General features: G+C 53.6%; 12 protein-coding genes and 1 other RNA gene. 2 read left to right on the top strand and 11 right to left on the bottom strand.

Features of this window, described 5'->3' with window-relative positions:
* Positions 1-202: 202 nt before the first annotated feature.
* Positions 203-886, bottom strand: coding sequence for a lytic transglycosylase domain-containing protein (locus AC3Y2E_RS08175; RefSeq protein WP_379209008.1), 684 nt, complete (start codon positions 884-886; stop codon positions 203-205).
* Positions 887-1,099: 213 nt separating this feature from the next.
* Here AC3Y2E_RS08175 and AC3Y2E_RS08170 point away from each other — a divergent pair, with 213 nt between their 5' ends.
* Positions 1,100-1,291 (top strand): hypothetical protein, encoded by a 192-nt coding sequence (locus tag AC3Y2E_RS08170; RefSeq protein ID WP_379209006.1) that lies wholly within the window; start codon positions 1,100-1,102, stop codon positions 1,289-1,291.
* Positions 1,292-1,515: 224 nt separating this feature from the next.
* Here the strand turns inward: AC3Y2E_RS08170 and AC3Y2E_RS08165 are convergent, their stop codons facing one another.
* From AC3Y2E_RS08165 to AC3Y2E_RS08155, 3 genes are all read right to left on the bottom strand, one after another.
* Complete coding sequence (locus AC3Y2E_RS08165; RefSeq protein ID WP_379209004.1) at positions 1,516-1,944, bottom strand: hypothetical protein; 429 nt, start codon at positions 1,942-1,944, stop codon at positions 1,516-1,518.
* Between the two features lie 39 nt (positions 1,945-1,983).
* Positions 1,984-2,199: a DUF1540 domain-containing protein gene (locus AC3Y2E_RS08160; RefSeq protein ID WP_332074337.1), complete on the bottom strand. Its 216-nt coding sequence runs from the start codon at positions 2,197-2,199 to the stop codon at positions 1,984-1,986.
* Positions 2,200-2,826: 627 nt separating this feature from the next.
* A complete protein-coding gene (locus AC3Y2E_RS08155; RefSeq protein WP_190926063.1) occupies positions 2,827-3,327 on the bottom strand; it encodes a YpuI family protein in 501 nt (166 codons plus the stop codon).
* 241 nt (positions 3,328-3,568) lie between these two features.
* Here AC3Y2E_RS08155 and AC3Y2E_RS08150 point away from each other — a divergent pair, with 241 nt between their 5' ends.
* On the top strand, positions 3,569-5,392 hold the full coding sequence (locus AC3Y2E_RS08150; protein WP_379209001.1) for a S8 family peptidase: 1,824 nt from the start codon (positions 3,569-3,571) through the stop codon (positions 5,390-5,392).
* A 222-nt stretch (positions 5,393-5,614) separates the two neighbouring features.
* On the opposite strand, the gene rnpB is transcribed toward AC3Y2E_RS08150, so the two are convergent.
* From rnpB to AC3Y2E_RS08115, 7 genes are all read right to left on the bottom strand, one after another.
* An RNA gene (rnpB, locus tag AC3Y2E_RS08145) (RNase P RNA component class A) lies at positions 5,615-6,026 on the bottom strand.
* A 123-nt stretch (positions 6,027-6,149) separates the two neighbouring features.
* Positions 6,150-7,265, bottom strand: a complete 1,116-nt coding sequence (locus AC3Y2E_RS08140) for a Nif3-like dinuclear metal center hexameric protein (RefSeq protein WP_379208999.1) — start codon at positions 7,263-7,265, stop codon at positions 6,150-6,152.
* Positions 7,241-8,002, bottom strand: a complete 762-nt coding sequence (locus AC3Y2E_RS08135; RefSeq protein WP_379208997.1) for a tRNA (adenine(22)-N(1))-methyltransferase — start codon at positions 8,000-8,002, stop codon at positions 7,241-7,243. Before AC3Y2E_RS08135 ends, AC3Y2E_RS08140 begins: the two co-directional genes overlap by 25 nt.
* 1 nt (position 8,003) lies before the next feature.
* On the bottom strand, positions 8,004-8,828 hold the full coding sequence (locus AC3Y2E_RS08130; protein ID WP_379208995.1) for a hypothetical protein: 825 nt from the start codon (positions 8,826-8,828) through the stop codon (positions 8,004-8,006).
* A 240-nt stretch (positions 8,829-9,068) separates the two neighbouring features.
* The gene (gene rpoD, locus AC3Y2E_RS08125) at positions 9,069-10,184 is read right to left on the bottom strand and encodes an RNA polymerase sigma factor RpoD (RefSeq protein ID WP_379208993.1); all 1,116 of its coding nucleotides are present in this window, start codon (positions 10,182-10,184) and stop codon (positions 9,069-9,071) included.
* Positions 10,185-10,244: 60 nt separating this feature from the next.
* Complete coding sequence (dnaG, locus tag AC3Y2E_RS08120) at positions 10,245-12,083, bottom strand: DNA primase (protein ID WP_379208991.1); 1,839 nt, start codon at positions 12,081-12,083, stop codon at positions 10,245-10,247.
* A gap of 38 nt (positions 12,084-12,121) precedes the next feature.
* Positions 12,122-12,583, bottom strand: coding sequence for a YaiI/YqxD family protein (locus tag AC3Y2E_RS08115; protein WP_379209449.1), 462 nt, complete (start codon positions 12,581-12,583; stop codon positions 12,122-12,124).
* Positions 12,584-12,644: the final 61 nt, after the last annotated feature.

The raw sequence follows: 12,644 nt of genomic DNA, 5'->3' as shown, positions 1-12,644 counted from the left end.
AGCTTAAACGAAGCCTTTTCCACGATAAATGCCCCTGCGTAAAGGCAGCTTTTCTGGGTTCAGAAACTCGGTTCGCTTTTCGAAGCGACGCTTTGAAGATTTAACACTGTGGCGAACTTAAACTTACCTTACTGCAGGGTTGACACAAGCTGCCGTTTGTCTGCTCAAACGGCCTGCAAGTTCACATCCCGCTATAGCACGGTTAGGCGCCGTACTGCCTTTTGCGCTCCAAGACGTTCTCCACATAGTTTCTCGTTTCCTGAGGAAGCAGGTGCTGCTTCTCCCGCAGTTCGGAATCGGTGCGGACCCCGAGACGGTCTATACGGCCGGGACCGGCATTGTAGGCGGCCAAGGCGACGGCTTCATTGCCGTCATACTTTCGAATCAGCTCCGCCAAGTAGCGGGTACCGCCTTCTATGTTCTGGGCAGGGTCGAACGGGTCGGTGACACCCAAACCTTGGCCCGTCTTATCCATCAGCTGCATAAGGCCTTTCGCACCGGCGGACGATACCGCATACGGATTAAAGGAAGACTCGGCATGAATCACCGCCGTGATCAGGCTCGGTTCGACTCCGTGCCGGCCGGCCGCCTCCTCGACAAGCAACTGGTAGGCGCTCGGCTTGGACGGGGCAAACGCCGAACGCTGCATGCTCTGCAAAGCCGCATGTGCGTTATATACCGATGCCGGCATCGACGCGGTTCCCAGCCTGGAAGCGGCTGCCGTCATGCCGCTCTCCCCTTCCGCGGACGCTTGCCCGAGCAGAGATTGGAGCAGCGCGGTGAAGTCTCCTGAATCGTCGGCTGACGTACTGCGCACCGATAGCGGATCACCCGGCTCAAATTGCAGCTGCAGCAGCTGCTTCATAATCCTCGGATCTATACTCATCCTTAAGCCCCGTTTCAGCAATTGGTTTCCTGCTTATTGTACAACGTTTTTTGCCGGACGAACAGTCCGTTGTTGAAACAGCTCCCGATTTTACCGGTTTCCTTTCATTTCCCCCGCTTCCCGCTTGCCCGTGCGGCACGAATAACGGCCGCGGATTTGGAGCATAATGGTTGCATGCAACGTTTTTAGAATGGATATAAAGGTGGGACGATCATGCTGGAGTGGATTTACCGGATCAGTTTGCTATGGGCGTTCGTTATCCTGTTCGCGCTTCATGCGCTCCTGTACTACTCGCTTGGCAACGGAAGCTGGTTTATGCTGGCGCTTTTGGCCGCTTTGGTCGAAACCGGCTTCATCGCGGCGATCCAAGTTTTTGGCAGAATGACGCGCAAATCAAACGATTAGCAAGCACAGCCTGCTATACTCTTTAAACGCTATTAGTAAAGTTAAAAAATTTGGATGCAAGCTTCTATACGACTAAACGAAGCCCTTACCAAGATAAGGAAGCGTAAGCGGATTCTTTCTTGCGAACAGAAACTATCCAGCTTCGTTGAAAACTTAAGCTTGCTTATCTGTTTAGAGAAAAAACCGTCCGGGCTTTAGATCGCCGGGACGGTTTTTTCGTGCCGCTAAGTGTAATACGGAACGAGCACTACAAACGACAATAATGCAATTCCGCCGATAATGACCGACCAAGCGCCAAGCGCACGGCTTCCCTGAACATACGCGATAATGCCGAGAACGATGCCGCCTGTACCGAGTATGGCCGGATAGATGAACAGCGAAGCGATGGCCAGCACAAGCCCGATCCAGCCGATTGTCGCCCCGCCCGTTTCCACACCTGCGCCTTCCTCTGCATGCAGCTCGCGGTTCGGCTCCGGATGATCCGGCACGTCTCCCTGATCGGTCCGCACCCGATTGTTGACGAATAGCGGTGCGGCGGGAGGTGTCAGCTCGGCGCCGTACTCCTCGTCGAATTGGCCATCCGGCTTTTCGTAATATTCGTTGCTTTTCGTTGCCTCCATGTCCCTTTCCAGCTCATCAAAACGATCACCCATCAAAATGCCCTCCTTGGCGATACCGCCAATCGAATAAAATTAGGATTTGGGCTTAAACGTATGGCAGCATGTTGCGGAAGATGTTGGTGCGGAATCTTGATGCTCGGAATCGAAGCTTTCTCCTGCAAATTCTTCGTTGAATTTCGCTCCCGCGTGGCTGTCGATATCGATCATGATCGCGTCGGCTTTGCAGTTGTTGTTTTCGCCCCAAAAAGCACAGTTAGATACGCTGCATTTCACCAATGGCTTTGCCATCGACCCTCACCTCCATTCACAATGTTCCCGCATTTGGAGGACCCTATCCGAGGAGAGCTATGACAAAAATAGAAAGGAAACGGGTTTAAGACGAACAAGCTCTATAAATGTACTTGCAGCCATGTTGAAAAGCTAAATTCAATGAAAAAAAAGCAAAAGAACCGTCGACAAAAACGTCCGGGCGGTCCTTGACTTTGTTTGAGATGGGTTGGAGATGAAGATGGAGTCTGCGGGTTCTAAACCAATAAGAGTCTTTGCCACCCGCTATTCTCGGCCTTTTCTAAAGATCACAACAAATAATGGCGGTTTGTACCTCCTATATCCACCATTTGATCGGATCTGCACCCTTTCGCCGATTTTAGCAGTCTCGAACCGCTCTTATTTCCCCGTACAAGGAGGATTCGGGCCAAATAAAGGGTACAAACCGCTCTTAAACGATATACCTCTTTATACCTGGTTACCCTTCTACGCAAAAGCCAGGCATTACCCGAGCGGCTTAAGTTGAATACAGCAATTCCACAATTCGCAGACCCGCAAAGGGCACTTTGAAGCTTCCCCCATAGCAAACTTCTAATTTGCGCAACAAAAAAAGACGCGGGCTTCGGCCCGCACCTTCGATCGCTTCTATTAAACCCGCTCGCCCTGCATCCGGCGCTGAGTCATATAATCGGTTTCGTAATAAGCCAGATCTTCGCGCATTTCTTCGAAAATTTTGGAAAGCTCGATCGTCAGGTTGCGCGCCTCGCGGCTCGGCTTTTTGCGGAAGCGGATTGCGTCCTGTCCGGTGTAGGCATAACGGCCGTCTTCCGAATAACATTCGTTTTTCGGATAATAAAATCCGTTTACGCAATTATGATATACATCGTACAACGTTCTTTCCGCAAAATCTTCATTGAAGTTCGGGCGGCGCAAGCTGACGCCGAGCTTCTCGTACGCTACCTCGCAAAATACGAGCAGATGCCGGGTATCCGACAAATAGCCGCGGTAAAATTCGTCCATCGCGGGATCGTTCTCGGTAAGCAGCTGCGGCAAGCTGTAATGATTCAAGAAGAGCTCCATCTTGGCGATGACTTCTTTTAACTTCGTCCGGGTCGTTTCGCATAAATTTTTCACTTGGCCCGTTGCCATATCGTTGACCTCCTCATAATGTCGGACCTGCTAAGCAGGAATGTCCCCGCCCTTTTCATTCATCGTATCATAATTCGTATTGAAAAGTAAGCCAATCCTGCATCCAAATTACCGCCAAGGACACGCATGCATAATTCGGTTGCGACTTCCCCACCTTAAGGCATAGAAGCCCGCAGCTCTCGGACCGCGTCAGTTATACGCGCCCGTTACCGCCGCTATCAGGCAAGGAGGACGATCGAACATGTGGAATAAGACAGCTTCCGCTTCTTTTAGTATCCTTTGCGCGTTCGCTTTGATCTTGGCGAGCTGCAACAAAGTTCCGGACCCGGCGAATCCCACCCCGGAGAAGGAAATGCAGCTGAAGCAAATGATGCTGGGGCGCGACGTCGATATGACGGAACAGTTGTGCCGCGCTCAATGTTCCCTGGATTTCAAACAAGCACTTCATCAATTAAAACCCGGAACAACGGACGATGTCAAGTCCGCTCTGGACGACCTGCGCCACCGTCACGAGCAGATGGATTATGTGGCATGGAGCGGGCATGGAGCGGGCGAAACGGCTGCCGAATCCGGCCATATTCCCGAATCCGTGAGAGGTAAGGCCGAGCCGCTGCTCGAGCAAGCGCGCAGCAGCGTCCGCTCCGGGCAGCCTTACCAGTCCGCCAAAATCGGCGAAGGCGAACAACAGTACATCGTGATCGGCGAGCCTTCGGAAGACGGTCAATCGTCGCTCGTCGGCATCATTCATCAGGATATTTTACACAAAGTGGCGATCCATCAGCGTAAAAACTTGCGCCTCGTACCTTATCCCAGCGATAAGCGATGGAAGATCGAATCCGTCGATTCCAAAACGCTCCGTGACGTCAAGGTCGATCACCCGGAAGATAACGAAGGAACGAGCCATTACCACGTCAATCAGATCGTAGTGAAATTTCGTCAAGAGCCCACCGAGGAGCAATTAAAACAGATCCGCACGGAAATCGGCGCCTCCTCCATGGAGAAGATGGGCTACACATACGTGTTCGAATCGTCCGGCATGGAAGCGAAGCAGCTGATCGAATATTTCCGCAAATGGGATGTCGATTACGCCGAGCCGCACTTTTTGTATTTGACCAATGAAACGACCGAACCTAACGATCTGCTGTACGCCCGGTATCAATGGAACTTACCGGCCATCGAAACCGTGCCCGGCTGGGACGTGTCCAGAGGGAGCGAAGACGTGGTCGTCGCAGTCATCGATACCGGGGTCGATCTGGAGCATCCCGACTTGAGCGGGCGGACCGTACCGGGCATTAACATTGTTAGCAAAAACAGCGAGCCGAGCGACGATGTCGGCCACGGCACCCACGTCGCCGGCATCATCTCGGCGCTCGTGAACAACCGGGAAGGCGTCGCCGGCATCTCCTGGTTCAACCGGATTATGCCGGTGAAAGTGCTCGATGAGACCGGAGCGGGCAGCACTTATTCGGTTGCTCAGGGCATCATATGGGCAGCCGATCACGGAGCCAAAGTGATTAATATGAGTCTCGGCAACTATGCCGACTCACAATTTTTGCACGATGCGATCCGCTACGCTTTCGACCGGGATATCGTGCTGATCGCAGCGAGCGGCAACGACAACACAGAACGCCCCGGTTACCCGGCTGCTTATCCCGAAGTGTTCGCCGTAGCGGCAACCGATCCGGATCAAAAGAAAGCGACTTTCTCCAATTACGGCGATTACATCGATGTCGCGGCTCCCGGCGTTAATATCGCCAGCACCTATCCGGACAACCATTACGCCGCGCTGTCCGGCACCTCGATGGCCAGTCCGCACGTTACCGCTCTGGCCGCACTGATCCGCTCGGTCAATCCGCAGCTGGCCAATACCGAAGTAATGGAGCTGATGCGCCAGACGGCCGTCGATCTGGGGACAAGCGGCAAAGACAAATATTTCGGCTACGGCCAGATCGACATCGTCAAAGCTTTGTCGCAGGCGGCGCAAAACCGGGATTCGCTCACCTTCTGGCCGCAAAGGTTCGAGCGTGAATTGGAGCAGCTTGCCCGTAAATACAAGCAGCAGTAACTGTTTCTCCTATGTACCTGTTTATTGCCCGTTCCGTACCTGCTTATGTACCTGCGAAGCCCGAATGTCATCCGAATAAGTCTGGACACAGAAAGGCGGCCCTGGAAGGGGCCGCCTTTGTTCGTATGCTTATGAGGAGAACGGATCTCCAGACCTCTTTCGCAGATGGCGACCGCGATTAGCGGTACTGCTATGCACGGATAAGCAAACAAGTGTGGCATGCCGGAAAGCTTGCCGTAAGCCGGGTTCTGTACTTCCGGTGGTCGTAACGGGCACCACAACCCTCCCACCATCGAAGTGACAATCATCTATCTAGGCCCGCCATTGCTGACGAACTCCAGCGACCAACCCGAACGCGCCCCGGGCAAGGACTGCGGATCGGCAAGCCGTCCGCTGCGTTCTCTTCGGTCTTGCTCCAAGTGGGGTTTACCAGGGAATAAGTCACCCTATCCCCTCGTGGTCTCTTACACCACGGTTCCACCCTTGCCTGTTCGCCTTGCGACGTCATCGGCGGTCCATTTCTGTGGCACTATCCTTCAACTCGCGCTGACTGGACGTTATCCAGCACCCTGCCCTATGGAGCCCGGACTTTCCTCCCGTGCGCTAGCGCACCGGCGATTGTCTGTCAAACTTTCCGAAACTGTTTTCTAGTATAACCGAACGGCGGCAGTCGCTGCAACCCCGAATTCATTGTCAGATCAGGAGAATGCTGCTTCCGCTGGAAACTGCGCTTGTTGGACGGCTGCCGCACGCACCGTTACATCAGCTTAAACGTCTCCGTATCGACCTGTGAAGCAACGGCGCGCGTGGACACCTTCTGCTCGTCCAGCCGGGCTTGCAGCCATTCGGCAACGCGTTTCTTCATAATTTTCTCGGCATTGTGTCCCGGATCGACAATCGCGATGCCGGCGGCTATGGCGTCCTGTGCCGTATGATAATCGATATCTCCCGTAACGAGCACATCCGCTCCCGCGAATAACGCCTGTTTGACATAACGGCTTCCAGAGCCGCCGAGTACCGCTACCTTTTTAATCTCCCGGTCCGGTTCCCCGACAACGCGAACGAACGGCACGTCCAGAGCCTGCTTGACCTTCTGGGCGAAAGCGTCCAGCGTCACCGGAGCTTCCAGGCGGCCGACCCGTCCCAGACCGAACGTCCGGCCGTTCAGATCCATCGTATAGATATCGTAAGCGACTTCTTCGTACGGATGAGCCTTCAGCATCGCCTGGATTACCTGCTTCTCCACGCTTTCCGGCACTACCGTCTCGATTCTCACCTCGGACGCTTGCTCCAGCTTGCCCTTCGTTCCGATAAACGGTTCCGCACCTTCCCGCGGCAAAAACGTGCCGGTGCCCGGAATATTAAAGCTGCAATGGCTGTAATGTCCGATCCAGCCCGCCCCGGCGGAGAACATGGCGTCGCGCACTTCATTTTGATGCGGTTCCGGTACGAACACAACCAGCTTTTTCAGCTTGTCGGTATGAACGTCCTCCAGATGGCCGGTTACTTTCAATTCCAGCGCTTCCGCCATCATATCGTTAATGCCCCCGTCCGCCACATCCAGATTCGTATGGGCGATATAGACGGCAATATCGTGCTTGATCAGTTTCTCGTACAGCTTACCCGCCGGGGTATCCGTCTGCAGATGAGCAAGCGGACGGAAAATGATCGCATGATGCGCCACAATCAGCTCCGCCTGTAGCCGGATTGCCTCCTCTACGACCTCTTCCGTCACATCCAGCGTGACCAGTACAGTGCGAATTTCTTTGCGAAGAGAGCCGAGCTGCAGTCCGATTTTGTCACCCTCCATCGCGATATGCTTCGGCGCCAGCCGTTCAACCAGCTGAATTACGGTTTGACCTTTCGCAAACATTGGATGACCTCCTCTATCCGGTTACGTTCGTCGTTCATTTCCTGCCAGCGCTTCCGCGCCGCTTCCGTGCCGCCCTTCTCCAGGCCGTGCATAATTTTGTCCAGCTTCTCGATCTCCGACGACCACCTGTCATAAAACGATTCATCCGGCCGCGTGCTCAAGATCGGCCCAAACCGGATCAGCTCGGGCGTCTCCAGCATCACTCCGCCATCCAGCGGACGCGGCCGGTACAAGTCAAGATTGTCCTGATCCGCGTTCGCACTGCGAACGGCGCACAACACCTCGTAATACTTGCCGTCCTCTTCCAGCAGCACTTCGTTCTCCAATACCCAGCCATGCGCCATTAGCCAGAGACGGACTTGATCTTCTCCGACGTTCGGCTGGAGGATCAGCTTTCGGACCGAGCCGAGTTTCTGCTGCCCTTCCTCCAATATATGCGCGATAAGACTGCCCCCCATCCCGGCAATCGTCACCACATCAACCTCGCCGGGCTCCACGACGGCAAGACCGTCGCCCAACTTGACTTGAACGATATTCGACAAACCCGCCATCTTGACCTGTTTGTCCGCAGCCTCGAAAGGTCCTGCGTTAATTTCTCCCGCTACGGCGAAGGAAACGCGCCCCCGCTCGGCAAGATACACCGGCAGCAGCGCGTGGTCCGATCCGATATCCGCCACTGCGCTCCCTGGAGGGACGAAGGAGGCGATCGTTTGCAGTCGTTTCGATAATTTTACCATGTCAGAAAACCCACTCTATCCATTTTTTTCGTAATCCGAACAAGACGGAACCCGCGACGATCAGCTTAACCAGAAATACGAGCTGAAGCAGCGACAGATCAGCCTCGCCCGAGAAAAGCAAATGCAGCTCCGGCATCCACCATATCGTGAAGCAAACAAGAAGCAACACGGCTCCGGTCGATTTGCTCGCCCGGTGCAGCAGCCACCCTACCCATCCGAACACGACACACAGCGGCAGCCAGCTTACTTGCGCCCCGATCCAATCCAGATCCACCCTGGCATTCAACACCATCGCGTATACAAGCAGCAGACCCGCCCACCCGCAATAATGAAACAACCCCAGCCTCGCGGATAACCCGACGATGATCCAGACGAAACTGCAAAACGTCACGTAGGCGAGCATAATCGGCGCTTCGTCCATCTCATACGCGCGAAGCAGATACACGCCCGCCCCAAGCAGCATAAGCGATCCGACGCCGACCAGGGCGTATCCGGCCAGCGGCGATTTTCGCGATTGCAGGATGCCTGCCGTATAACAACCGGCCACAAGAATGGCGGCGACGGCAATTTGCATTGGAAATCGAAAAGAGTTAAAATGAAGGACGATAAAGGCAATAAGCGCCGCAAGACCGAATCCGAAAAACCAATTTTTCCAATTGCTGTTTTTTAGAGCTTGCTTGGAAATTCCCATAACCCGGGTATCCCGCTCGACCGGACTCGCATCGTACAGATTCAGCAGGAAGTCGCAGTAATGCTCGGGCAGCAGCTTGCTTCTCCGCCAATGTTCGATTTCACGCACTATAATCGTTCGTTTGTCGTGTTCCATTTTGGGTACTGCAACCTCCCACGCGGCTGTATGGTTATCGATTCACTGCTCGATTCCTTTTATTCAGAGAGCACCTTGCGCCGCACTCGGATCGCAATAGCCGCTATAAAGTCAGGAAGACCTCACTGTTTGTCGACAGAAAGGTCTCCGGTATCCGTTTATTCGTTCCCCATCGGCGGTTATTCGTCAAGAGTCGTTGAGCGCTGCCTTAGCATCAAAGCGAATAACAGCCCGAACGGCTTATTCTAAGAAATCTTTCAGCCGCTTGCTCCGGCTCGGATGACGCAGCTTGCGCAGCGCCTTCGCCTCGATCTGGCGAATTCGTTCCCGGGTTACACCGAATACTTTGCCTACTTCCTCCAGCGTCCGCGTACGGCCGTCATCCAGTCCGAAGCGCAGCCGAAGTACGTTCTCTTCCCTCTCGGTTAACGTGTCCAGCACGTCCTCGAGCTGCTCCTTCAGAAGCTCGTAAGCAGCGGCATCAGCCGGCGCAAGCGCCTCCTGATCTTCGATGAAATCCCCCAGATGCGAATCGTCCTCTTCCCCGATCGGCGTTTCCAGCGATACCGGCTCCTGAGCGATCTTCATAATTTCCCGTACTTTTTCGGTGCTCAAATCCATTTCCTTCGCGATTTCTTCCGGCGACGGCTCTCGTCCCAGCTCTTGCAGCAGCTGTCTCGATACACGAATGAGCTTGTTGATCGTCTCCACCATATGGACCGGAATCCGGATCGTTCTCGCCTGGTCGGCGATTGCGCGGGTAATCGCTTGACGAATCCACCATGTCGCATAGGTGCTGAACTTGTAGCCTTTCGTATGATCGAATTTCTCGACCGCCTTGATCAGGCCCATGTTCCCTTCTTGAATCAGATCGAGGAACAGCATGCCCCGTCCGACATAACGCTTGGCAATGCTGACGACAAGACGAAGATTCGCTTCAGCCAACCGGCGCTTCGCTTCCTCATCGCCTTTCTCGATCCGCTTGGCCAGATCAACCTCGTCGTCGGCCGAAAGAAGCGGAACGCGGCCGATTTCTTTCAAGTACATACGAACCGGATCATTAATCTTAATGCCGGGAGGAAGCGACAAATCGTCGTCCAGATGAAATTCGTCATGCTCCTCGTCCTGACCCATCACCATGTCGTCTTCCGCTTCGTTTCCTACATCGATGCCGAGCTCGGATAAATGCTCAAAAAACTCATCCATTTGCTCGGGATCCTGATCGAACGGAGCCAGTTTTTCCATGATATCCTTATAAGTCAGAGAAGACCGCTTTTTGCCTAGTTCAATCAGCTGGTCTTTGACTTGTTCGAGCGTCAGTTCCGTTTCCAGTTCGGTATGTTGATCGTTCGCCATATCCAAGCTCCCTCCTCCCTAAAATGATCAACGGCTCCAACTCTCGCCACGATTGGTTGGTTACATCGCTTTCAGTTGATTCTTTAGGGCTATTATCTCTATTGCGATTCGCGCGGCGCCAATTGCATCCCCCGATTTCTCCACGCGTATCCGTTCTTCTTCCAACCGCTCAATCGCCTGCTGCTGCCGATGCTTATCGATTTGTCTCATATAGTCTTCGAGAACTTGGGGATTTATCCCCTGATCGGACTCCGTCATCAGAATCGAACTGGCCAGTCGCTCCAGCCGGTCGTCCTGCAACGTGGCCATATATCGGCTCGCGTCCGGTTCGAATCCTTGCGCGTAATAGGCATATAAATAAGCAGCCAACGCTGCATGAGCTTCTTCGTTAAAAGTCTCTCCCAGCCGCTGCTGAACGAGCTCCGCTACGTCGCGGTCGTGCATCATCACGTACAGCAGGTGGCGCTCCGCCTTGTCGTATGCCGGCCTCAGCTTGGGCAGAGGGGCGGAATCGGTCCCGTCATTCCTAACATTATTCCACGAAATGTCGTTATTATCCCCATAACGCTGCTTTTTTTGCTGCTGTTCGCGGATTTCATGCATCTCCTGCTTCATCGATTCGAACGAGGAAATCGCACTGAATTCCGAGGCAAGCTCCTTCAAATAATGCTCCCGCCCGGTAGGCGATTCGATGGTTGCGATAACCTCGCGAATCGCGGTTCGTACATACCGAAGCTTCGCTTCATTATCCTGCAGATTGAAGTTCCGTCTCAAGTGAAGGAGCTTGAACTTCTCCGGCGGAACCGCACCTTCTACAATCTCCGTTCTGAAACGGTCCGGTCCATACTTCTCAATATAATCGTCCGGGTCCAGCCGGTTTGGCAGCATGGCGATCTTCACATCCAGGCCCGCCTTAAGCAGCATGCCCAGATTTTTGAAAGCCGCCGATTGTCCGGCATCATCACCGTCGTAGCATAGCACGACTTGTTCGGCGTTACGCCTCATTAATAAGGCGTGATCCTCGGTGAGAGCGGTACCCATCCCTCCTACGGCGTTGTGAACGCCGGCCGACCACGCTTTAATAACGTCCGCGTACCCTTCGAACAATACGATTCGTGACGTTCTCTTGATTTCTGCCCGTGCCGCATGAAAGTTGTACAGCACTTTACTTTTGCGGAACAGCGCCGTCTCCGGACTGTTTAAATATTTCGGCTGCTCGTTTCCCATCGTCCGGCCTGCAAAGGCAATCACTTGCCCCTTCGCATCGCGGATCGGAAACATGATACGATCACGGAATTTATCGACATACCCCCCGGATGACTTAGCTGCAACAAGCGCGCCCTTTTCCATTAAAGGCATAGGAAATTCCCGTTTTTCCAAATAAGAGGCGAGGAAATCCCATCTGGCCGGAGCGTATCCGATCTGGAACGTGTCGATCAACGAATCCGTGAAGCCTCTCGAGCGCAAATAGTCCAGAGCGTGCTTTCCTTCAGCCGTATTGCCCATGAAGTAATGGTACAGCTTGGCTGCGAATTCATGACCTTTGATAATCTGTTCCTTCTCCTGCTGCCGCTCTGCCTGCTCCGGCGTCCGCTGCTCCCATTCGAAAGCAATGTTCGCTTCTTCGGCCAAATGCCGAACCGCTTCGCCGAACGTATATCCTTCGATCTCCTGGATAAACCGGATCACATGTCCGCCGACGCCGCAACCGAAACATTTGTAAATCTGCTTCTCCGGATTGACATTGAAAGAAGGCGATTTCTCCGAATGAAACGGGCAGAGTCCCTTCATATTACGGCCATGCTTGGACAAGTGCACGTATTTGCCGATCACGTCGACGATATCGTGGTGCTTTAGGACTGCTTCGATGATGTCGTCCGGAATAAGTCCGCTACTCATCCTAATCACCCTTTGCAAAGTACACGTATACGTATTCGCTAAATCGTCCCATTCTCCTGCAAACGGGTCAAAACTTTTGTCAAAGTTTGTAGAAATGACTGTCGATCCAGCTCGGTAAACGGCTTCGGGCCTTTTCCGAATTTGCCGGCCCGCCGCTGTTTGGCGGACTCATGCCTTTTTTCCAGCAAAAAATCGATCGTCCGGTCCGTGTAGATCTGCCCGCGGTTCGAAAGCACTACCGCTCTTTTAGCCAGCCCGATCGTAGCTAACCCGAAATCCTGAGTGACGAGAATATCGCCTGCAGATACCCGGTTTGCGATATACAGATCGACGGACTGATCCGAGCGATCCACCTGAATGACCGTGACGCCTTCCCCCGGCTGCAGCCGGTGATCGTAGGAAGCGACCATCATAACGGGAATGCCGAACTGTGAAGCGGCACTTGCGATTTCGCTTTTGACCGGACATGCGTCCGCATCGACAATAATTTTGACCGCGATGGCTACCACCAATTTCCTTCCCGATTGTTACCGTAATATTATATACGATGAAGAAACAAAA

The sequence above is a fragment of the Paenibacillus sp. MAH-35 genome, from assembly GCF_058135425.1.
This window is presented reverse-complemented; position numbering and strand designations above follow the sequence as displayed.